The sequence below is a fragment of the Ehrlichia muris subsp. eauclairensis genome (assembly GCF_051097115.1).
In the GTDB taxonomy this organism is placed as follows: domain Bacteria; phylum Pseudomonadota; class Alphaproteobacteria; order Rickettsiales; family Anaplasmataceae; genus Ehrlichia; species Ehrlichia muris.
On sequence record NZ_CP118226.1, the window covers coordinates 184,039 to 207,757 of the forward strand.

19 protein-coding genes, 1 tRNA gene and 2 rRNA genes are annotated in these 23,719 nt (G+C 32.0%); 12 read left to right on the forward strand and 10 right to left on the reverse strand.

Annotation, left to right across the window (positions count from 1 at the left end):
* Positions 1–82: 82 nt before the first annotated feature.
* A complete protein-coding gene (gene thiS / locus PVA18_RS00780) occupies positions 83–292 on the forward strand; it encodes a sulfur carrier protein ThiS (RefSeq protein ID WP_231568509.1) in 210 nt (69 codons plus the stop codon).
* A gap of 135 nt (positions 293–427) precedes the next feature.
* On the forward strand, positions 428–1,213 hold the full coding sequence (locus PVA18_RS00785) for a thiazole synthase (protein WP_045804907.1): 786 nt from the start codon (positions 428–430) through the stop codon (positions 1,211–1,213).
* A gap of 346 nt (positions 1,214–1,559) precedes the next feature.
* Here the strand turns inward: PVA18_RS00785 and PVA18_RS00790 are convergent, their stop codons facing one another.
* Positions 1,560–1,922, reverse strand: a complete 363-nt coding sequence (locus tag PVA18_RS00790; RefSeq protein WP_082058913.1) for an Erum7620/ECH_0207 family putative T1SS effector — start codon at positions 1,920–1,922, stop codon at positions 1,560–1,562.
* A 341-nt stretch (positions 1,923–2,263) separates the two neighbouring features.
* On the opposite strand from PVA18_RS00790, the gene gltX reads away from it, so the two are divergent.
* The 4 genes from gltX (at position 2,264) to rsmD (ending at position 6,441) form a co-directional block, all read left to right on the forward strand.
* A complete protein-coding gene (gene gltX / locus PVA18_RS00795; protein WP_180384227.1) occupies positions 2,264–3,601 on the forward strand; it encodes a glutamate--tRNA ligase in 1,338 nt (445 codons plus the stop codon).
* 714 nt (positions 3,602–4,315) lie between these two features.
* Positions 4,316–4,388: transfer RNA gene (locus PVA18_RS00800), tRNA-His, on the forward strand.
* Positions 4,389–4,705: 317 nt separating this feature from the next.
* The gene (locus tag PVA18_RS00805; RefSeq protein WP_045805031.1) at positions 4,706–5,884 is read left to right on the forward strand and encodes a SurA N-terminal domain-containing protein; all 1,179 of its coding nucleotides are present in this window, start codon (positions 4,706–4,708) and stop codon (positions 5,882–5,884) included.
* 5 nt (positions 5,885–5,889) lie between these two features.
* The gene (gene rsmD / locus PVA18_RS00810; RefSeq protein WP_045804905.1) at positions 5,890–6,441 is read left to right on the forward strand and encodes a 16S rRNA (guanine(966)-N(2))-methyltransferase RsmD; all 552 of its coding nucleotides are present in this window, start codon (positions 5,890–5,892) and stop codon (positions 6,439–6,441) included.
* 100 nt (positions 6,442–6,541) lie between these two features.
* On the opposite strand, the gene PVA18_RS00815 is transcribed toward rsmD, so the two are convergent.
* Both PVA18_RS00815 and PVA18_RS00820 read right to left on the reverse strand, forming a co-directional pair.
* Complete coding sequence (locus PVA18_RS00815) at positions 6,542–7,459, reverse strand: AEC family transporter (protein ID WP_045804904.1); 918 nt, start codon at positions 7,457–7,459, stop codon at positions 6,542–6,544.
* 517 nt (positions 7,460–7,976) lie between these two features.
* Positions 7,977–8,270, reverse strand: coding sequence for an ETC complex I subunit (locus PVA18_RS00820; RefSeq protein ID WP_045804903.1), 294 nt, complete (start codon positions 8,268–8,270; stop codon positions 7,977–7,979).
* Between the two features lie 65 nt (positions 8,271–8,335).
* Between PVA18_RS00820 and xseB the strand changes: the two genes are divergently transcribed.
* Complete coding sequence (gene xseB / locus PVA18_RS00825; protein WP_045804902.1) at positions 8,336–8,524, forward strand: exodeoxyribonuclease VII small subunit; 189 nt, start codon at positions 8,336–8,338, stop codon at positions 8,522–8,524.
* Between the two features lie 961 nt (positions 8,525–9,485).
* On the forward strand, positions 9,486–10,721 hold the full coding sequence (mtaB, locus tag PVA18_RS00830; RefSeq protein WP_045804901.1) for a tRNA (N(6)-L-threonylcarbamoyladenosine(37)-C(2))-methylthiotransferase MtaB: 1,236 nt from the start codon (positions 9,486–9,488) through the stop codon (positions 10,719–10,721).
* A gap of 867 nt (positions 10,722–11,588) precedes the next feature.
* Here mtaB and trxA read toward each other — a convergent pair.
* The 4 genes from trxA to PVA18_RS00850 form a co-directional block, all read right to left on the reverse strand.
* Entirely contained in the window at positions 11,589–11,912 is a 324-nt protein-coding gene (trxA, locus tag PVA18_RS00835) for a thioredoxin (protein WP_045804900.1), read from the reverse strand.
* Positions 11,913–12,245: 333 nt separating this feature from the next.
* Complete coding sequence (locus tag PVA18_RS00840) at positions 12,246–13,025, reverse strand: TrbG/VirB9 family P-type conjugative transfer protein (protein ID WP_045804899.1); 780 nt, start codon at positions 13,023–13,025, stop codon at positions 12,246–12,248.
* A gap of 362 nt (positions 13,026–13,387) precedes the next feature.
* A complete protein-coding gene (pdhA, locus tag PVA18_RS00845; RefSeq protein WP_045804898.1) occupies positions 13,388–14,371 on the reverse strand; it encodes a pyruvate dehydrogenase (acetyl-transferring) E1 component subunit alpha in 984 nt (327 codons plus the stop codon).
* A gap of 222 nt (positions 14,372–14,593) precedes the next feature.
* A complete protein-coding gene (locus tag PVA18_RS00850) occupies positions 14,594–15,400 on the reverse strand; it encodes an alpha/beta fold hydrolase (RefSeq protein ID WP_231568508.1) in 807 nt (268 codons plus the stop codon).
* Positions 15,401–15,718: 318 nt separating this feature from the next.
* On the opposite strand from PVA18_RS00850, the gene PVA18_RS00855 reads away from it, so the two are divergent.
* Both PVA18_RS00855 and rrf read left to right on the forward strand, forming a co-directional pair.
* Positions 15,719–18,511 (forward strand): 23S ribosomal RNA (locus tag PVA18_RS00855).
* Between the two features lie 71 nt (positions 18,512–18,582).
* Positions 18,583–18,698: ribosomal RNA gene (rrf, locus tag PVA18_RS00860) — 5S ribosomal RNA — on the forward strand.
* Positions 18,699–19,078: 380 nt separating this feature from the next.
* Here the strand turns inward: rrf and guaB are convergent.
* The 3 genes from guaB to rpmE all read right to left on the reverse strand — a co-directional run bounded on the left by guaB (position 19,079) and on the right by rpmE (position 21,680).
* A complete protein-coding gene (gene guaB / locus PVA18_RS00865) occupies positions 19,079–20,536 on the reverse strand; it encodes an IMP dehydrogenase (protein ID WP_045804897.1) in 1,458 nt (485 codons plus the stop codon).
* 79 nt (positions 20,537–20,615) lie between these two features.
* The gene (locus PVA18_RS00870; protein ID WP_045804896.1) at positions 20,616–21,407 is read right to left on the reverse strand and encodes an NAD kinase; all 792 of its coding nucleotides are present in this window, start codon (positions 21,405–21,407) and stop codon (positions 20,616–20,618) included.
* Between the two features lie 45 nt (positions 21,408–21,452).
* Positions 21,453–21,680, reverse strand: coding sequence for a 50S ribosomal protein L31 (rpmE, locus tag PVA18_RS00875; RefSeq protein ID WP_045804895.1), 228 nt, complete (start codon positions 21,678–21,680; stop codon positions 21,453–21,455).
* Between the two features lie 167 nt (positions 21,681–21,847).
* Between rpmE and PVA18_RS00880 the strand changes: the two genes are divergently transcribed.
* Together PVA18_RS00880 and tmk are read left to right on the forward strand one after the other, a co-directional pair.
* Positions 21,848–22,819 (forward strand): ACP S-malonyltransferase, encoded by a 972-nt coding sequence (locus PVA18_RS00880; RefSeq protein ID WP_045804894.1) that lies wholly within the window; start codon positions 21,848–21,850, stop codon positions 22,817–22,819.
* A 261-nt stretch (positions 22,820–23,080) separates the two neighbouring features.
* Positions 23,081–23,689 (forward strand): dTMP kinase, encoded by a 609-nt coding sequence (gene tmk / locus PVA18_RS00885; protein ID WP_045804893.1) that lies wholly within the window; start codon positions 23,081–23,083, stop codon positions 23,687–23,689.
* The last annotated feature ends 30 nt before the right edge of the window (positions 23,690–23,719 follow it).

Here is a 23,719-nt window from a genome sequence, read left to right on the forward strand (position 1 = left end):
TTTGAAATGATGTTTCTTTAATATGATTTAATGATAAAGTATCTTATGAAATAGATTTTTTGAAAATTTGAATATAGGTAGTGTGTTGATTACTATTGTGATTAATCAAAAAAAAATGTTATTTAAGTCAAAACTGACACTCAGTGAGATTTTAAATGAATGTGGCTATAATACTGACTTACCATTTGCTGTAGCAGTGAATAAAAGTTTGGTGGTAAGAGATAAATATAACAGTACCTACTTAAAGAATGGAGATATTGTTGATATAGTGTATCCTATGCAAGGTGGATAAATTAAAATTTGCTGTTGTTAGGATTTGATGTGGTAGAATGTCTGTATGCTTTGCTTAAAAAACATAGTGGGTTGATTTTAGTATATATGTCACTGAGTTAAAAATTTATTGGTATTAAATAAGAATTTAGAATGTATGTTGAATTTGTATGATATATCGTTGAAAAGCAGATTACTATTAGGTTCTGCTATGTATCCATCTCCTGCTATTTTATACGAGTCAATCCAGCTTTCTGGTACTGAGGTGGTGACAGTCTCCTTGTCTAGGCAAATGCCCTCTGAAAATGGTGGTAGTGATTTTTGGAATATAATCAAAAAAAGTGGATGTCATATTCTACCTAATACTGCTGGATGTTGTACAGTGAATGATGCGGTATTAATGTCTCAGATGGCGAGAGAGATTTTTGGCACTAATTGGATTAAGTTAGAGCTGATAGGGGATGAGTATACTCTATACCCAGATTTAGTCTTATTGTGTGAAGCAACAAAAGAATTAATTAGTCAGGGATTTGAGGTATTTCCTTATTGTACAGATGATTTGGTTATTTGTAAGAAATTGATCAATTATGGATGTCGTGTGTTAATGCCAGGAGTGGCTCCAATAGGCTCTGGATGTGGTGTACTTAATATGTATAATTTAAAATTATTAAGGAATAGATTTCCGGAAATAACAATTATAGCTGATGCTGGTATAGGTAGGCCATCTGATGCAGCCATGATAATGGAAATTGGCTTTGATGCTGTACTTCTTAATACTGCTATTGCAAAGTCTGTTATTCCTCAAGATATGTCCCGTGCTTTCAAATATGCTGTAGAAGCTGGTCATATAGCTTATAATGCTGGTATTATACATAAGAAAAACTTTGCTGTATCTAGTACACCACTGATTGATACACCTTTTTGGTATAATACTTCTAGTTAAATGTTGTGAATTGAAATTTTTTGGTTGTATATCTATTATATTCACAAGGAAAAAAGTGCTTTGTTGAGTGGTGAAGAGATATTCTCAAATATTTGTTACTGAAATCTCTAAAATATATGTATGAGAAAGACAGACATATTTTTTTAATTATATATTTTTGCTATATCCTCCAAGTTAATATATGCCTAAAAAATTTCACGGATGTTTTCTTGTATAATATTATGGTTTTAAAAAATGTATTGTTGAATTGATTTTGGCCCCATAGAAAATTAATAAACTTGGTATTATCAATTGAATATGTTTTGTATAGTGTTTTATGATTAATATGAACTCATGTGTGTGGGGTTTATCTTTTAAATTTTAGTTTTGCAGAGAGTAGGCTTTCTGCAAATATTATATCATGTATCCTGTATCCCATGTTTTTTAATTTTGCTTGATACCAATCAGGGTAGGATAACGCCATGTAGAACATGTATAACAGATTAATTGATAAATAAGTGGGGAAACTAATAAAATTTAGTATGTGATACATTAGGTAGATTCCAGTAAATACGGAAACTGAGATGAATGATAAAAGCCACAGTTTATTATAGAGTGTAAAAAAAACTGAGAATATAAATGCCATGAATGAAAATCTATCTTGTACAAACACTATGCTATCTAAAGTATTAATTTTTTTTTGGTACTTATATATGATGAAAGATTGCATATAGACTATATGATGTACTATTATACATTTAATAATATGGTTAAAATGGCAGTTAGTAAACCTAAAAATAGTGCAAGTGCTTTTTAAAGTTGGTAGTTCTAGTGATAAGATTTTTATGTACGACCATATGAAAAACTATATGACAATGTTATCTAAAATTTGATTATCAAGGTGATATTTAGTTTTAAGCGTTAATTTCCTACTATATAAATTTTTTGAGCAATTGAATATTAGGTTAATATATAGCATTATCTGAGTAGTATTAGTTACTTGATTAAGTCAGTAAAGCATAATTCTTATGCATGGTATTAATATTGTGTAATATTGAAAACTAGGAGATCTTGATTATGATTACACGTTTTGCTCCAAGTCCGACAGGGTATCTTCATGTTGGGAATGTTAGAACAGCTTTAATCTGTTGGTTATATGCTCGTAAACAAAATGGTAGATTTTTATTGAGGTTTGATGATACTGATGTTCAAAGATCAAGAGACGAGTATATAAAAGAAATAGAGAGTGATTTGCTATGGTTAAATATGGATTGGGATTCTAGTTTTAGGCAATCTTCTAGATTTGATCGTTATGAAGATGTCTTTAACTATCTATTAAAGGAAGGCTTTATATATCCTTGTTATGAAACTAAGGAAGAGCTAGAGTTTAAAAGAAAAATGAGGTTAAAATCAGGGTTACCACCTATCTATGATAGGAGTGCATTAAATTTAACTCAAGCAGAAAAGAATAAATATTTTCGAAGAGTGCCGTATTTTAGATTTAAAATAGGCCAAGACCGATTAATAAGTTGGAATGATGAAATACGTGGGAAAGTATCATTTAACTCAGAAAATATTAGTGATCCAATTATTAGGAGGGCTGATGGAACATATACTTACATGTTGCCATCTATAATAGATGATATGGATTTTAATATTACTCATATAATTCGAGGAGAAGATCATATAAGTAATACAGCAGTTCAAATACACATGTTACATGCTTTAGGGGCTAGTATCCCTATGTTTTCGCATTTATCTTTACTATACTCTGACGATAATAAAATATCTAAAAGGATTGGTGGCTCTAGTGTAAAAGATATGCAATCTTATGAATTGGAACCCATGGCTATTAATAGTTATTTTGCTAAAATAGGGACTTCTAATCCAGTAAGTGTACATACAAGAATGATTGAATTGGTAGATTCTTTTGATATTACTGCTTTTAATCAGGCTCCGACTAAATTTAATATGGATGATGTATTAAAGTTAAATCCTAAAGTATTACATAGTATGTCTTTTAACGATGTTGAAAATAGGTTGCGACTGTTAAATATAACTTCTTCAGACTTTTGGCATTTTGTTTGTGGAAATATAAAGAAATTCTCTGATGTTGAGCAATGGGTAAAAGTTTGTAGTAAAGACATGGTTCCTATTGTTAGAGAAGATGATAAAGATTTTATAATGTTAGCACTAAATATGCTGCCTCAAGGGGAAGTTCATGGTAATACTTGGAACACATGGATTTCTAATATAAAGCAGCATACTGATCGTAGGGCTAAAAATTTATTTGTTCCTTTGCGGTTAGCATTGACTGGCTTATCTACAGGTCCAGAGCTTGCTAGATTATTACCTTTGATTGGTAGAATGGAGATTGTACGTAGGCTTAGTTATTCTATAACGCAATAAATTTTATTGTTGTACTGATCGCGAGATTGTTCAAGGTTTTTTTATACACTATTATTGAAAATAAATAAGATGGTCATTAGTGAATTAAAAAGTGATAAGTATCTGATTTGTGTATTAAACATACTACAATAGTATAGTAGCTAGCATGAATCAAATCATCTATAGGTTTGAATTACTAAATTGTTATACTTAAGTTTATGAAGAGCAACATATGTATGTTTTAGTATTATGTAGTGTAATAAGTGCTATTGTTATACTTATATAGAATTTCTAAGAAAATTTTTTCATATGCAATATATGAATAGAATAATTGTTTGGTGGGTGATAAGCCATATATTTCTTGCATATACATCAAATATTAATTGGTATGATTACAGTGTTAAAGTATTGTAAATTATATGGTTATGAATATCTTTCCTATATTTTAATATGATAGGAATCAGTAGCTATTATTGATAGAACATCAAAATGATTAAGGATACTTCTACGTGGTGTTTGTAATGAATGTTATTTCGTTTGTAAATTATGTAATTTTAGCTTATTATAGATTTGTGGAACTATTAAATATATTATTAGCAAACACTACTGTATAAGTAGGATGATTTTTATCTTGTTTTTGGTTACTAAAATGTAATTTATGTACTTAATAAAGTATTTCTATGTTGTATTTGATCATTTATTATGATAAAAATAAAGATATTCCATTATTAGATGGCGGGTGTAGCTCAGTTGGTAGAGCGTCAGTTTGTGGTACTGAAAGTCGCCAGTTCAATCCTGGTCACTCGCCCATGAGTTATTGTAATGGTGTTTTGTTGTAACTTGTACTATTGTTTTAAGGTGCTTTTTGTAAAAATATACATGTTGTTATTGTATAATTGTCTTAGATCAATGGTATTCTTATAGCATGGTGTATCGAGCTGTTGTATCTAATCACTTTCTAAAAGTTTGCTTGGGGTTTTCATTTTAGTAATTTAGCAAGTGTGTTTATTTTGAAATTAATTATTACTTATTAGTTTTTTGAAAGTGTTACTCTGTCAAAGAGTCTTTGACATTACTGTATTTTTATATAAAGTTTATGAGAGAACTTGTTAAATGATAATTCATATGCTTAATCATACAGTAAGGTTATTAATATTGTTTGTTATTTTATATAGTAGTAATGTTTTTGCCGATATAAAGATAGTAGCTGTAGTAAATGATGAATTAATTTCTAATTTGGATTTAGAGAAGCGTGTTGCTATAAATAAATTTTTTTATAAGGTTGAGGGTAATGCGGTAAAAGAAATAGCCTTAAATGCTTTGATTGATGAATCTATATGGAGGCAAGAAGCTAAAAAGCTTAAAATCACAGTTACTGAAAAAGATTTTTTAGAAGCTGTTAAACAATTTTTAGTGATAAAAAATTTAGGAAATGTTGATTTAAAATCTTATATTGAGGCACAAGGGTTGGATTACAAGTTATTTGTGCAACATATGAAATCTAAGCTGCTTTGGAATAAAATATTAATGCTTAAGGTAGCACCTTATATTATTATTAGTGATAAGGAAGTACAGGATAATAGAGATCATATAACTAATGGAGTAGATGTATCTGTACATATTCAGGAAATAATTCTACCAGCTAGTATAAATGATAATATAATCAGTGATATTATTAGTGATTTACAAAATGGAGTAAGTACTGAAGTTATAAAAGCAAATAACAAAGATGTGTTGTTTGAAGAAGCTAGTATTAATGTTAAAAACATTAATGCAGATTTGGCAAATAAGCTGATTCAAGCGAGTGTTGGAGACGTAGTAGGTCCTATAAAGAACGAGTATGGAAGTTTGATTGTAAAATTACTACATAGGTCTAGTATAAACATGGAGTTTGCAAATAGTAATGTTGATTTGAAGCAGGTGCATTTAGATGCTGAGCAAGGTAAAAGGTATTTAGAGCAAATTAGGGTATTAAAGACTAAAGCTACATGTGAGAATTTCAGTTATGTTGTGAGGGAACTTAAATTACCAGAACCATTAGATTTTGTTGTAAAAGTGAAAGATTTGTCTGTAAAAATGCAGAATGTTTTGCAATCGTGTGATGTTGGTAAAATAGTTGAAGTTGATGATGGTCAAGTAGTTGATATTATTATGTTGTGTAATATTACAAAAGGTAAAGCTGATGATGATATAGGTAATACTGATTTCATCAAGCAGAGGCTATATATGGAGAAGTTATCTATGCAAAGTGAATATTTGTTATCCAGCTTAAAAAGTAATGCTTTAATAGAAAAATATAATTAATTGCTATGTTACGTATAACATCAGGAAAATATCGTGGTAGGAGAATGTTTTCTGATAAATTACTTAGTGCACGTCCTGCCATGTCTATAATTAGGGAATCTATTTTTAATATAATATTATCTCGCATGAGTATTCAAGGGTGTAAAGTTCTTGATTTATTTTGTGGTAGTGGATCCTTATCATTTGAGGCATTATCTAGGGGTGCAGAGAGTGCTTTGTTAGTTGATATAAATCGCTATAACTTGAGTTTGGTGAAACGAACGTCTGAATATTTAGGGGTAGTAGATGATATAACACTCATGTGTTGTGATATTGAAAAATTGCCTGTTGCAGTTGATCAATATGATATTATTTTTGTTGATCCTCCATATACCAATCCTACTTTAGCTGATATTACTCTTAATATGTTGATAAAATTAAATTGGACTAAAAGTAATAGTGTGATTGTAGTTAGAATTAGAAAGAAAGTAGCTTTTGTATGTCCTGTAGGGTATAGAGTCATGGTTGAACGTATTTATGGTATTTCTAAAGTGGTAGTATTACAACGTGAGCCTTAAAGATGTTTGGACATAAGCGTGGAGTTATTTAAGAACTAATCTAACACAAAGAACTGCATGTACTGTAACTTCTTATAATTTTAAATAAATATGAATTTTTCTATTCGTATAGTAATATTGATATCATTATTGGTACATAAAGTGACCCTATAATCGTATTGATCAATAACATAATTGCTGTTTTATCAGAATTATTATTTAGCATTGTAGCTAATATTATTCCTGTACATGACATTGGTATTATTGCAAGTAATATTAGTGCTCTATATATATCGTTATTATACAATTGTATGGTTAATTTATCTAATATGATGCATCCAAGTACTAATACTGGCCAAAGTATATACTTTATTATCAGAGTAATAGAAATGAATTTCCAATCAATGGTAAAGGTTTTAATATTTGCAACTGCTATTCCTAATAACATCATCCCTAATGAGACGTAAGCACCTCTGATGTTACTTGCAACATCATGTACAAATAATGGAATGGGTAATTGGAAGTAGTTAACAACTAATGCTGCTATGGCAGCATGTGCTGCAGGTAATGTTATGAGTTTCATTATGCATTTCTTAGGAGTATATATTCCCTGAGTGGCGATATAAAAACCAAAACTATTTTCAAACATTAGCATTCCTACATAACAGAAAAGATATATGGATACTGTATGATTATCAAACATTGCTAATGCTACTGGTAATCCGAAAAAACCCATACTTGAACTGCCTGAGCTAAATGCTAATATATTTTTTGTACTATCTCTGAATATAAAAGAAGAAGTATAATATACTACAGCTGACATTATACAGCATACAAGCCATGTTAAAAAAGGAAGAGATAAGATTTCTGAATTGATGTGTGTCTGTGAAATTCCAGAGAATATAACAGTTGGACCCATTATATAAAAAAGTAATCTGGCTATACTAGGACTATCTATTTTTAGAGATTTACCAGCGATAAAGCCTAAGAATATTGTTATATATAAGGGCAAGATTTTAAATAGTAATATAAAAAACATAATTTTTTTAACGTGCTACTGATGCTTGAAATACTGTAGCATAAGTGTGAATTACTTTACAACTATAGAATCGTGAAAAATGTATTTATAAGTAAGATTTTAATTGTTAAGAAAGCTTGTGTATTTTTAAACTAGCATGATGCTATGGAAGAGTAATATGTAGTAATAACAAAATTTTCTGCAGAATATTTTCAATTATATAATTGTGAGTTATCTAAGAACTGCAGGAACATATATGTGTGGTAATTTTATTATGGAAAATTGATTGTTTGAGTATCTTTATCTATTCGTATCTTTCTCTCAAAATAGTTTTTTTGTATCTAACACGATATACAATGAGTAATTTATCATGTGTGACTGTGTTACTTAGGTAATAATTGTTTAGTGTTATGAACTGATTACTGTATTCCTGATTGAAGATTTTAGTTTATTAATTATAGTTGGGAGCTTTGATTTATGTATTTGTATATTTTATAATTTTAGTACCTATAGGTATAGGATAAAAACTGATTTATTTTCATGTACCTCTAAGTTTTATAAAGTTGTCAGCATAAGATTTTGGGGTTATGGTGCATGAGTTATCTTGTAAAAGAATATAATCAATTTTATGTGTGATTGCGTATGCAATCGCTAATTCTTTGGTCTTGAATGATAAACGAATCTGTTGTCTAGTATCATGTGACCCAGTCCATTTCATTAAGGGTTCAACGTATTGAGTACATGAAGGTTCAAATTCAAGCTTCCAAATTTTTGACTTGTTAGATCCAGATTGCATTGCGCTTTTTGCTGGCTTATATATTCTTGCACGCATATTTAAACTTGTTTCTGTATAAAAAAACTATTACTATGTTAAATATATACAATGAATAATAGCTTATGTCTATTAATGATGAGTATACTTTTGAAAGCGCTTTAGAGCAGTTAGAACTTATAGTAAAGGAATTGGAATCCAGTCAAGTTACCTTGGGTAGAAGTGTTGAACTCTATAGTCTTGGAAAGGAATTATATGAATATTGTAATAAAGTTATTGAAGATATAGAGCTAAAAATAGAAATCAAGGAATAGGACTTATATACTCATGAATTATTTTGATGTGAGTGTAACATAACTTTCTATTGTCCTGTTACCTAGAGTGTTGTTATTTAAATGAAAAATTTCTTTAATAATGTTGATAATTATTATGGTGTTTAGTGAGTTAGCATAATTTTTTGGGGCAGTTCAAAAGTTAATAAACACCTGATCATAGAAAATTTGTATTAGCAATATATTTAGAAAATGAAAAGGTTAGATCTGGTTGGGATCTGGATGGAAGTGTTGAGAATCTTCTGGTCTTGATAGAAGAATGAGTCTTGATATAAAATTTATAATGCTATCAGTCAGTGAAAATGGTGTTTCTATATTGAAGATATAGAATGAAATCATGTAATAAGTTATATATTTGTGACTTTTGTTGAATAATACTTATAATCTAAGTTTGCTGTTTTTGTATGCACTGACTAAAGTGTAATTATTTAATAAAAAAAGTTTCTTCATAATGTTGAATGATTATCGTGATCATAGTGTCTAGATGATGAATATAATTTTTGGTATGATTCAAAATTGATAGAAACTTTAATTATAGAAAATTTATGTTAGGGCTATTAAAGTGTACACTTTTATATGAAAAAAATTTATCGTTTATATATGGCTATATTAGATCGGTTTGATTGATGAAAGAGTTGTTTATGTAATTTATTGCGTAAAATAGAGGATTTGATGATAGATTTTACTTTGATTAGACTTCTTGCTATCATAAGTAATGACATTTGTAAAAAAGTTGCTAACTTTTACGTTTAATTATTGCTTGATACAAAATTTATAGTATTGTCGCTTTTTCAGTGATGTTTCTATAATGTGAGTAATAATTTACGCTAAGGATAATTGGGAAAGGATAGCACTTAATGCATATTTTATTGCCTTGGTGTTTTTTAAAAAAAGATCGTATTTGTTGTAGGGTATGCTGATTGATATGAATTAGAGATTCGTGATGAGTGACGTAATTACCTTTGGATGTAGATTAAATTTTTATGAAAGTGAAGTTATAAGAAATAACTTAAAAAAAGCTCAGTTGGATGATGTTGTTGTTGTGCATAGTTGTGCTGTAACTAATGAAGCTGAGCGTCAAGTAAGATCTAAGATACGTAAACTTTATAATAATAATGCTAATGTTAAGATTATTGTAGTAGGGTGTGCTGCTCAATTAAATCCTGAATTGTATATTAATATGCCAGGGGTAATTAAGGTACTAGGTAATCAGGATAAACTTAAATATGAAAATTATCTTACTGCAGATAAAGTTATTGTAAGTAAGATAGAGAATTCAAGAGAAGTTGCACATGATTCAATTAAAGAATTTTCTGGTAAATCTAGAGCATTGATTGAAATTCAGAATGGATGTAATCACGAGTGTACTTTTTGTGTTATTACAAAAGCAAGGGGAAATAACCGTTCTCTACACATAGAAGATATTATAGGGAGAGTTAGAGATTGTGTTGATAATGGATATAATGAAGTTGTTTTTACTGGGGTGGATATCAGCGATTTTGGATTGGATATTTATGGTCAACGTATGCTTGGAACAATGATAAGAAGAGTATTGAGAGCAGTTCCTCAATTGCATAGATTAAGATTATCATCTATAGATGTAGCAGAAATAGAGAATGATCTGCTTGATATTATTGTGAATGAACCTAGGTTTATGCCACACTTGCATCTAAGCTTACAATCAGGAAATAATTTAATCCTAAAAAGAATGAAGCGTAGACATAATAGAGAACAAGTAATAGAATTTTGTGATAGGATAAGTAGTAAAAGAAAAGAGGTAGCGTTTGGGGCTGATATTATAGTTGGCTTCCCTACAGAAACTGAAAAAATGTTTGATGACACTGTTAAATTGATAGAGGAAGCAAATATTTCTTATTTACATGTTTTTCCATATTCAAGAAGAGAGGGTACATCAGCTGCTAGGATGCCACAGGTTATACAAGAAGTGAAAAAAAGACGTGTAAGGTACTTATTAGAATTTGCTGAAAAAAGATTAAATAATTTTTATAACACTCTTTTACATACAAAGCAAAGGGTTGTGGTTGAAAAATCAGATACTGGTAGAGCAGAAAATTTTGCTTTAGTAAAATTTTCTAATAATAAAGTGCAATTACAGAGTATTGTTGAAGTGGAAATAGAAAGGATAGAGGGAAATTATTTAGTAGGTCAAGTGTTATAGGAATATTATTCAATTTTAGAATTAATATTAAAGTTTCTAGTATATAATGTTCAAAAGTTTTTTTTATTTTTATAATTTATAGCGCTCTAGTGAAAATTTATAGTAAAGTGAAAGCTTGGCTAGCACTTATAACGTTTGAAGTTATTATTATATTTTCAGAATAAGGAAATATTAAAAATTTATCTGTATGGGTAGTGTGATATTTTGGTTTATGTTTCATCTAATATTATTCTGAGCTTAGGAAGTTATAATATATGTCTGTATTTACTTGAAAAATCATAGCATTTATTAATTGCTGAAATTTGAACAGAATATTTGAAATCTTTACTAGGTGACATTTGAATTTGTTGACAATATATATTTTTATTATAATTTATGTACTTTATGATCTAGAAAAGCGTATCATTAATAGGAAGTATAAGAAATACCAGTACTAAGTGTCAGATTAAATAATAACTAGCTTAGCAAAATCAATCTCTATTATGTTTTTTTGGAAAATGATTTACACTATAAAGAGTCGTTATTATGGAATATTGATTTATAGGGTATCATTTGATAATAATTTTGTGTTATAAAATCAGAAAGCATATAATAAAAAAAGGATATGATGTAATAAGAATAATATGGTAGACACCAAGTAAAATACGTGTGCGCTAATTTTAAAAAGAACAATCTAGTTGTGTATAGAAAAAAGTGCTGACACTAAAAGACCTTTAGTAGGTGTGATGTATATTAATGGTATATTTGTTGATAGTAATACACTATAAAGATCTTTGTTTGTATTTTACTAAAAACATTAAACTAAAAAGCTCTAGTAAAATATACAAACATATCTTTAATATAATGTACAGTTATCTGTACGAAATTCTAGTTTATGTGGTTATTTAATTCATTTATTATCTTTGCAACATCAGCTCCGATAACTTGTGATAATTTTTTTCCATTTTTAAACATTAGGATGGTTGGTACTGCACTGACCCCATATCGAATAGCAACATCCTGATTATCTTCAATATTTAACTTATATATCTTTACTTTATCGACGTATTGTTGTGCTAATTTTTCGAGTTGAGGCTCTAAAGTTTTACAAGGTCCACACCACGGAGCCCAGAAATCTACTAAAATTAATATATCCTCATTGGAAGATATAACCTTGTTTTCAAACTCACTATCCCCAATTTGTTCAACCATTGTTTATACCATTTTCATAAAGCTACTTGTATATTGTAAAACAGTTATAAATTATCGCAAGGATAAAAAATACTAATAAAAGTATTGTTTGATAGATATATTTTGAGTTACTACTAGTGATGCAAGTTATAATACCCATGTATTAATGATTTAGTAATGAAATATTATAAATGTTTCTATTGTGGTGAACACTTACATTGAGTATACACACTTATCACAGCTATAAGTTAGTTTTTTGATGACTTATAATTAGTAAATATTTTGCATGACTAAAAAACAAAATTGTCATGCGCTAAATATATAAAACTCTTTTTACAATAAGAAACTATATTATTATTTTTTTGTTCTTTTGTTCTTGTTGTTAAACACACATACTGTCTCTGATCCGTAACGTAAGGTGAATGCACTGCTAACTCGCTCAATAATGACATAATCTCCAGATATTCTAAAGTTGACTAATGATTCATATCCTTCAGAATCCACGGTAAATATTGATGGTAAATCCGCATTGATGTGTAAGAACTGCATGTAAGTGAATTGGTTGTCATCAAAAATTTTGAGTGGTACAATTCGCTGGCTTCCCCTGTTATGTGATACTAAATAGTCAAAATTTAATCCTTTTTTTGCAACGTCACGATCAGTTAGGTCTGGTATAGCAGGTTGACTAACTGGAAATACCATGTCAGAGCCACCTTCTGTAGCAAAATTTTCAGTAGAAGAGTACATAAACCTTACTTCATAAGCCAACCTTGGATCATCAAGTCCTGTAGCTTCCTCTGCAAAAAACTCAAAATAATATACACGTTTATTTGTAATTATGGTTGCATTTGTATCTGCTTTGTCAGATACAGGTTTAATAAATAATCTATTACCTTTAGGCAGTAACTGCCATCCAGTTGAGTCACCCATGGATATGGTGTCTATGGTCTCTCCTTGTTCAAACAATATACTGGACTGGTAACCATAAAAACCTACGTATTTATGTATAGCATGGGGGTTATAAGTAATAACTTTGATATGATCATCTTGTGCTATGGAACGTACTTCTTGTTTAGCAAAACAGACTATACTGCTGAATAAAATCAGAACAAAAACTACTGCTACATTTTTCATCTATATTTTGTAGTAAGTGTACAACGCTTCATTCTAACATTAATATTGGAATTTGCAACAAATCTATGCAAATTTAGTATGGAAGATCATAAAATGCTTATGTTAAAAGTTTATTAAACTTTTGTAAAAAATTATTTGTATTTTTATCTGATAATATGTCTTGATACTTTGTATTTTGTTATGTAAGTCTTAGTATACAGTAAATTCCATTATAATCAAATCCATTCACTATGAGTGATTCATGATGAGTTAGAGCCTATCCTATATTTTTAAGTGCTTGTAAATTTACAAACTATTTATTTCGGTTACAGTGTTCCAGTATGTAAAAACTGGTTCAAAGGAGTTGCTAATACACTTGTACATCAATCTTTGTAGATGTCAGTATACAACATATCAGCATCAGGTTCATTGCTATTTTGTGAAAAATCTACAGACTCTTTTACTATGTTACGTATTTCTTTGTCATATTTATTACAGTCATCATCAGATATGATATTATTAGACACTAGATAGTTTTTTAGATTGGTAATAGGGTCTTTATTTTCTTTTATTTCTTCTACTTCTTGTTTTGATCGATATTTTGCTGGATCTGACATAGAGTGTCCCCTATAGCGGTAAGTTTTCATTTCCAATAGTATTGGCCCATTATTTGACCTACAATAATTTGCTGCATCTGTTGCAGCTTGTGTTACGGAAAATAAATCCATGCCATCTACTTGATATCCTGAGATGCCAAAACTTTCTCCTTTCTTGTATAGATCTGTTATGTAGGATGATCTAGACACAGATGTACCCATTGCATATTCATTATTCTCAATAACATATACTACTGGTAATTTCGACAATGCAGCAAAATTGAAAGATTCATATACTTGACCTTGGTTGACTGCTCCATCTCCAAAGCATACGAATACAACATTGTTATTTTTTTTATATTTGTTGGCAAGGGCAATACCTGTTCCTATAGGTACTTGTGCTCCAACAATACCGTGGCCCCCAAAAAAGTGCTTATTTATGTTAAACATATGCATTGATCCACCTTTGCCTTTGGAACAGCCTGTGCTTTTACCCATTAATTCTGCCATTACATACTTTGGATCTGTTCCTACTGAGAGCATAAACCCATGATCTCGGTAACTAGTGATAATAGCATCTCCTTCTATAATGGCATTTTGTATTCCTACTGCTATAGCTTCTTGTCCTATGTATAAATGACAAAAACCTCCTATCAAACCCATCCCGTAAAGTTGTCCAGACTTCTCTTCAAACCTACGCATTAGTAGCATGCTATAGTAACAATTTACTAGCTGTTTATTTGTTAAGTTATGTGAATGTTTTTCTGTCATGTATTACCTAAAAATATAATGAGCTTGGTACGTGATATATTTAATCAGTAACATTAGTTGTTTTATATCAAAATATTGCTAACTTATTTATTGGTATATCGCAACAACTAATTATGTATGTATTAAACATTTATACTCATCAATATCATAAGTCACAATAGTTAATGGTAGGTATTAATCATTGATTTGTTTAGTGATTAGTAATTAGTTGTTATTTATAAGTTAGCTTAACAACCAATTTTTTATATCTTGTATTTGGTAATTATCCATGAGTGCTGGTGCATGACCTATATTAGGATATTCTATAGAATCAATATATTGTTTTGAAAGCATCATTTTATTTAGTGTAGTTTGCATTAAAATATTTGATAAGCCTCCACGTATTACTAATATTCTGCTTTGTATTTTTTTCCATACATCCCATATGCTCCATGTATCAGTGTCTTTTATATTGTTAATTTCTTCATCAAAAGCTATACCTATTTTAGGATCTGCTGCCAGTGAGTAAGTATTGTTTGAGTTTTGTATAATACTATGCTTAATAATATGTTGCCAGTGGTCTTCTTGCGTTATTCCAAAATTGTATAATAGCTTTTTTATATATATTTCTGCTTCAGTAATTGTGTTAAATATGGGGTTAATATTTATATGTTTAGAAATTTTCTTTAAAGCTGATACTGTAATAGCTGGACCGATATCATTAATGATGAGCTTATTAATTAAACCAGGAAAGTATGCAGCTAAATACATGCCTATTATTCCACCCATTGAAGTGCCTAGAAAGTCTACTTTATCAATTTTCAAATGTCTCAGTAAGTATATTATGCTCTTACAGTAAGTTGAATAATTATACAATTTATGATCTTCTAACCATGAACTTTTTCCTCTTCCTACAATATCTGGACATATTATTTTATAATCAGATGATAAATTATTCACTAAGTAATCAAAATCTCGAGAATTTCTTGTTATACCATGAACACAGATTAGATAATTATTACTGACACTATTGAGATAGTGATAATACATTGTAAATTTTTCTTGGAGATTAGTTATGTTTAATGTGTAGGGTAGCATGATATAGTATATAGATTTATATTGAGATATAATATTTATTATTCATTTTTAAAATAAGATTAAAATAAAAAAAAAATAAGTATTGACATAGCATTCATATATCGTTAAAAATTATATCTCATGAGGTGCGTAATGTACCTTTGTTGTTTGACAAGTAAGCAAAAAGAATTAATTAAATGGTAAGATTGGTGATTGTTAATCATCAATCAATTCAATTAGCTAAGAGTATAATATAATAAATGCAGTTTTAGTACTGCATATATAGCAAATGAGTAAATGATAAAGAGCATTTGATGGATGCCTTGGCGTTAAGAGGCGATGAAAGACGTGGTAGGCTGCGATAAGCTGCGGGGAATTGTCAAACGAATTTTGATCCGCAGATTTCTGAATGGGGAAACCCAATCAATTTATTGATTATTGCATATTGAATACATAGGTATGCAAGGCAAACCTGGTGAACTGAAATATCTCAGTAGCTAGAGGAAAGGAAATCAAAAGAGACTCCGTTAGTAGTGACGAGCGAACGCGGACCAGGCCAGTGGTTTATAGTTAAAAATTAGAATACTTTGGAAAGAGTAGCCATAGATGGTGATAGCCCAGTATAAGTAAAAAGGTTATAAATCCTTGAGTAGGGCGGGACACGTGAAATCCTGTTTGAAGATGGGGGGACCATCCTCCAAGCCTAAGTACTCCTTAACGACCGATAGTGAACAAGTACCGTGAGGGAAAGGTGAAAAGAACCCCGGGAGGGGAGTGAAATAGACCCTGAAATCGAATGCTTACAACCAGTTGGAGCCTTATGTTTACATTTTGGGAGCAATTTCAGTATGTATTATTAGGGTGACAGCGTACCTTTTGCATAATGGGTCAGCGAGTTAATCTATTAAGCAAGCTTAAGCCGCTAGGTGTAGGCACAGCGAAAGCGAGTCTGAATAGGGCGTTTAGTTTAATGGATTAGACCCGAAACCAAGTGATCTAACCATGGCCAGGTTGAAGGTGTAGTAAAATACATTGGAGGACCGAACCTGTTACTGTTGCAATAGTATTGGATGAGTTGTGGTTAGGGGTGAAAGGCCAATCAAACTTGGAAATAGCTGGTTCTCCGCGAAATCTATTGAGGTAGAGCGTTGTACTATATACTTTTGGGGGTAGAGCACTGAATGGACTAGGGAGACTCATCCTCTTACCAAATCCAATCAAACTCCGAATACCAATAAGTAGTTATACAGCAGACACACTATGGGTGCTAAGTCCGTGGTGGAAAGGGAAACAGCCCAGATCGCCGTCTAAGGTCCCGAAATTATGGCTAAGTGTGGAAGGAAGTGAGAAAACCAATACAGCTAGTAGGTTGGCTTAGAAGCAGCCATCCTTTAAAGAAAGCGTAACAGCTCACTTGTCTAAATAAGTTTTCTTGCGCCGAAGATGTAACGGGGCTCAAGCCATATACCGAAGACGCGAATTCCTAATGTAAATTAGGTCTGGTAGCGGAGCGTTTTGTAAGCCTGTGAAGGTGATCCGTGAGGATTGCTGGAGGTATCAAAAGTGAGAATGCTGACATGAGTAGCGTAAAAGAGTGTGAAAGCCACTCTCGCCGAAAACCTAAGGTTTCCTGTGTTAAGTCAATCTGCGCAGGGTTAGTCGGATCCTAAGGCGAGGCCGTAAAGGAGTAGTCGATGGAAATCAGGTTAATATTCCTGAACCTTTTAAGCGTGACGGATTTTGTGTTAGTGTAAGCCTTATTGGATTGGCTTATGCTTTAAAGAGATCCCAGGAAATAGCGCTTAAATTTATAAGTCCGTACCGTAAACCGACACTGGTAGGTAAGTAGAGTATACTAAGGCGATTGAGAAAACGATGTTGAAGGAACTCGGCAAATTACACCTGTAACTTAGGGAGAAGGGTGGCCTATGTGTGGGCAACCATATGTAGGTGGCACAGAATAGGGGGTAGCGACTGTTTACTAAAAACACAGGACTCTGCAAACACGTAAGTGGAAGTATAGGGTCTGACGCCTGCCCGGTGCTGGAAGGTTAACATGAGGGGTGCAAGCTCCAATTCGAAGCCCCAGTAAACGGCGGCCGTAAAACTGACGGTCCTAAGGTAGCGAAATTCCTTGTCGGGTAAGTTCCGACCCGCACGAATGGCGTAACGATTTCCCCACTGTCTCCAACATCGACTCAGCGAAATTGAATTCCCCGTGCTGATGCGGGGTACCCGCGGGTAGACGAAGAGACCCCGTGCACCTTTACTATAGCTTTACATTGATATTAGGGATTTAATGTGCAGGATAAGTGGGAAACTTTGAAGCTAAGGCGCCAGCTTTAGTGGAGTTGACCTTGAGATACCACTCTTTACATTTTTGATATCTAACTATGCCCCATAGAATCTGGGGTTAGGACATTGTATGGTGGGTAGTTTGACTGGGGCGGTCGCCTCCTAAAGAGTAACGGAGGCGTGCGATGGTAAGCTAGAGCTGGTCAGAAATCAGCTTTTATAGTATAATGGCATAAGCTTGCCTGACTGTGAGGTCGACAGACCGAGCAGAGACGAAAGTCGGTCATAGTGATCCGGTGATTCCGTATGGAAGGGTCATCGCTCAACGGATAAAAGGTACGCCGGGGATAACAGGCTTATGGTGTCTAAGAGTTCATATCGACGACACCGTTTGGCACCTCGATGTCGACTCATCACATCCTGGGGCTGAAGTAGGTCCCAAGGGTTCGGCTGTTCGCCGATTAAAGTGATACGTGAGTTGGGTTTAGAACGTCGTGAGACAGTTCGGTTTCTATCTTCCGTGGGCGTTTGGAAATTTGAGAGGATCTGACTCTAGTACGAGAGGACCGAGTTGGACATACCTCTGGTGTACCAGTTGTTGTGCCAACAGCATCGCTGGGTAGCTAAGTATGGATAGGATAATTACTGAAAGCATCTAAGTAAGAAACCTTCCTTAAGATTAGATTTCCCCATTAGGGCCGTGAGAGACTATCACGTTGATAGGCTGGGTGTGTAAGTATGGTAACATATGTAGCTAACCAGTACTAATAGCCCGATTGATTTACTTATTTTGTAAATATATGTAGTGTTAAAGCTGCAAGCTCATCTTTTTGCTTATTTGGGACTTATAGTTTAATTGGGTTGGTGGTAATAGCGGAAGTGGTACACCCAGCCTACATTTCGAACCTGGAAGTTAAGCCTTCTAGCGCTGATGGTACTTTGTCTTAAGACACGGGAGAGTAAGTCACTGCCACCCTTATTAAGCTATAGGTCCTAAATGTCATTCGGTTTTTAAAAGTCTTTCAGACGTTTTTTGTAGCTTTTTCCTGCAAGGTTATATACGGTTTATTTTTCTATCAAAGTGTTACTCTTCCTTGGTTAGTGATATCTTGTATTAAAATATGGAAATACGTTAATACTATGAGTTATTAATCTTGTTTGTAAATAGTTTTATTACTAAAAGTACTTATTGAGGACTTTCTTGAAGGTTTTTTCCCAGTATGCAGTTAGAATTTTATCTGTATGGTAGGAAAATGTGTCTTTTATAAGCTTTTATTTCTCTAATATTAGACCTTGTTTTTTGTAATTCAGAACACAATAGCAATGATTTTCTTGTTGAAGTCAATGCATTATTACTTAAGAAATAGGGTCATAATTTGATGCTTCTCTAGTAATTATTACATCATGAACATGGCTTTCACGTAATCCTGCTGATGTGATATTAGTAAACTTACAATTTTTTTTCATCTCATTGATATTTCTATTGCCTGTGTACCCCATTGCAGACTTTAATCCACCTACTAATTGGTGTATCACTCCTGCAACTGGTCCTTTGAGAGGCACTCTTCCTTCAATTCCTTCTGGAATAAATTTATGATTATTTTCCTGGAAATAGCGACTAGCAGATCCACGCTTCATTGCTCCAATTGATCCCATGCCTCTATATGATTTGTATGCTCGTCCATTATATATTATAATTTCTCCTGGGCTTTCATCTGTACCAGCAAAAATGGAACCTATCATTACAACATCTGCTCCTGCTGCTATGGATTTTGCTATATCTCCAGAATATTTTATGCCTCCATCTGCAATAACTTTGATTTTTTTGTTTTTACATGCATTTACAACATTTAAAATAGCTGAAAATTGTGGTACGCCTACCCCAGTTACAATTCTTGTTGTACAAATTGACCCTGGTCCTATACCTACTTTAACAGCATCAACTCCTGCTTCAATTAATGCTTGGGTTCCTTCTGCTGTTGCAATATTTCCTCCAATTATTTGAGAATGAGGAAATAAAGATTTGATTTCTTTGACTGTTGTTAAAACCTTTTCGGAATGCCCATGGGCGGTATCTACAATTATTATGTCAGCATCTTCTGCAATTAGTGCTTCAGCTCTTTCTATTCCCTCTTTTATTCCTGTGCCTACTGCAGCTGCAACTCGTAGTCTTGCACCGCTGTCTTTGCAGGAATTTGGAAATTGATTAAATTTCTCTATATCTTTGACTGTAATAAGACCAACACAACAATAATTATTGTCTACTACTATAAGTCTCTCTTTTCTATACTGATGCAATAATTTTATTGCGTCTGATCGCTCTATGCCTTCTGGAACTGTGATTAAATTATCTTTAGTCATTATATCAGATACTTTACAGTCTTTATTTTCGATAAATCTTACATCACGGTTTGTTAATATCCCTACTAAAAGTTTTCCATGTTCTGTATCTGTTACTACAGGTATTCCTGAGTAATTATATTCTTGCATGATCGAGAGTGCTACTGTGAGACTATCATCAGGGGATACTGTAATAGGATTATATACTATCCAACTTTCGTACTTTTTTACTTTTCTGACTTCAAGTAACTGTGTATCTATAGGTAAATTTTTATGTATGCAACCAATGCCACCATGTTGTGCCAATGCTATAGCTAATTTTGCCTCTGTTACTGTATCCATTGCTGCAGAGATAATTGGAATTCTTAATTTTATTTCGTTTGTAATATAAGTTGTAACATCTGTTTCTGAAGGCAATACATCGGATGCTGATGGAATAATTAGTATGTCATCAAAAGCATAAGAAAGTTCCACTTGTTTTCCATAAAAGATTGCTTATAAAGTATATGAACTTTTAAGTATTCATGCAATAGTATTACTAAATATAATCTCCTTAAGCGGAGAACTGCTCATTAATAATTCGTTCTTCCAAATTACGTTCTTTATCAAATAATAATGTAATGGTAATATCACTATCTTTCTTTATCTTTATGTTTGCAATATTCCGAAATTCTGTATAATCAGCAACTGCTGCTACAGAGCGTATTTCGGGATTAATTACATCTATTTCTATTATAGTAGAGTTTGTGAGTATTGCTCCTCGCCATCGTCTAGGTCTGAATGAGTTTATTGCAGTTAATGATAAAACATTAGAATTTAAGGGCAATATGGATCCACCTGCAGAGAAATTGTAAGCTGTACTGCCAGCTGGTGTTGAAACTAAAATACCATCGGATACCAGCTTTTCCATTACTAGTTTACTATTAATTTTTATCTGTAAGTTTGTAGCTTGATGAGTACTGCGAAATATAGATACCTCATTTATAGCAATTGCATTATGTTGTTTTTTGTTAGTATCGGTAGCAGCCATCTTTAATACTGTTAATTGAGTTGGAACTGCTTGGTTGATACGATCTATAAGATTATGTTCTGAATATTGATTTAGTAAAAACCCAACTGTACCGTAATTTATTCCGTAAACAGGTACATTATTGTCTTTATTAATGATGTAATTGTGTAAACTATGGAGCATAAGCCCGTCACCACCTATTACTACAAGCAAATCAACAACTGCATCTTCATTCTTTTTAATATCTATAAGGCCGTACTGCTTTTCTAATGTAATAGCTATACTCTTGTCAAAGGCATCAGTGAAAACGTACCCAATGTTCCGATATTTACTCATGTGCAACTAGAAAAAGAATATTATATAAATATAGTACATAGAAACTTATAAATCTAAGTCACCAAATTTGCTCATAAATTTTGCAGCCTTACTGTTTTTTTTGCTAACAGCTCTTAGGTTTGGATTCCATGCTGGATGATTAAAGCAGTCACTTTCTAAGTGAATTTTTATTAATTCATTTTTTTTCCCCAGAGTGGACTTCATTTTTCTTTCTTCTCCATTACTAAATACGGTTAGTATGTCATAGGTTTCTGGATGTATCCCTTTTTTCATTTTTGTGAACCTTTTCAAGTTTTGCAATATATAAGCTTATTTTTGTAGCATTTATATATGTCATTTGTCAATTATATTAAGGGCTTTTAGTGATCTTGTAAATTCTTTTGACTAATTTATTGTAACAGTATATCATAAACATTGATGGACAATCGAGGATATGTGCGATGATTTTTATGTTCCCTGGTCAGGGGTCTCAGTTTGTATCTATGGGAAAAAATATATACGATAACTTTGCTGTTGCTCGATATGTTTTTCATGAAGTGGATGATATATTGAATAAAAAATTATCTAAAATAATGTTTGAAGGTCCTATCGAAAATTTAACTTCAACAGATAATGCACAATTAGCATTGATGGTTGCTTCGATCGCAACATTGCGTGCTATGGAGTATATTTTAGGCAAGCCAATACATTTATTTGAGAATGTGAAGTATATGACAGGGCATTCAGTAGGTGAATGCATAGCGTTATGTGCGTCTGGAGCATTAACTTTATATGAAGTTACACAACTTTTACTCGTAAGGGGGCAGGCTATGTATGATGCGGTGCCTCTAGGTTATGGAGGGATGTCTGCTTTAATAGGTGGTAACTTAAATGATGTGGAAAATGTTGTGAAAATGGCTCAAGAGTATGGGGTTTGTGAGATTGCTAATGATAATTGTGATGGGCAAGTTGTTGTTAGTGGTGTTAAAGCAGCTCTTGAGAAATTGCCAGATCTAATTAAAGATACTGGTATAAAAAAAGTTGTAAAGTTGCAGGTTAGTGGGCCGTTCCATTCATCATTGATGAATTCTGCGTGTGAGAAGCTACAGGAGTTTGTTGAGAGTATTAGAGATATAAAAATGCCGTTGGTCAAGGTTGTGTCTAATGTATCTGCAAGGGAATATACTGATTGTCTCACAATTAGAAGCTTAATAGCTAAACAACTAGTAAGTAGGGTTTGTTGGCGTGAGAGTATTTTGTACATGATCAAACAGGGGGGTACTCATTTTATTGAAGTAGGTGCTGGTACTACGTTGTCAGGCTTGGTGAAGAGAATTAGCTCAGATGTTTCTGCGGTTAGTGTTAACACGGCAAGTTGCATAGATTCTATAATGCAATATTTCACGATAAAGACAGGTCTTATTGATGCGTAAGTATATTATAAGCTGGTGACTATTTTTGTTATTTTTCCTCTATAATTTTTAATTGTATTTTCTATGCTAGTAATTCTAGCTAGAGAGTTTTTATGTTAGTGAGATTTTCTAGCTATTGATAATAACCAGTATAAATCTTATGAAAAGTGAGTGTATTTATTTGCTTTATCATAGTTGTAAGTAACTTAGATATTCTTCTTGCATATTACTCAGTAAGAAATAGTAAGGTTATTCGTATCTAATGTAAGGTAGTTAGTTGTTATGTTTATTACTTTTGAAGGGATAGATGGTTCTGGTAAAACTACACAGTCGCGTTTGTTATCAGAGTATTTATCTGAAATGTATGGTATTAATAATGTTGTATTGACTAGAGAACCTGGAGGTACTTTATTCAATGAGTCAGTACGTGACTTATTGTTTCAGGCGCAAGGTTTAGATAATCTGTCAGAATTATTGTTTTTTATTGCTATGCGTAGAGAACATTTTGTCAAGGTAATAAAACCTTCTTTAATGGAAAAAAAAATAGTAATTTGTGATAGGTTTATTGATTCAACGGTTGCATATCAAGGTTACGGACAAGGAATTGATTGTGGGCTGATAAATCAGTTAAATGATCTTGTTGTTGATGTGTATCCTGATATTACATTTATTATCGATGTTGATATTAATAAGTCATTCTCTAGATCTTGTAAAAATGGATATGAATTTGCTGATTTGGAGTTTTATTATAGAGTTATGGATGGTTTTTATAATATCGTCAAAAAGAATCCATATCGTTATCATATAATTACTGATAAAAATAACACTTATAATATTGATAGCATTAACTTTATACATTTGAAAATAATAGAGGTATTGCAAATGGTATGAATTTGTGTGTAGAATCCACACCTTATTTTT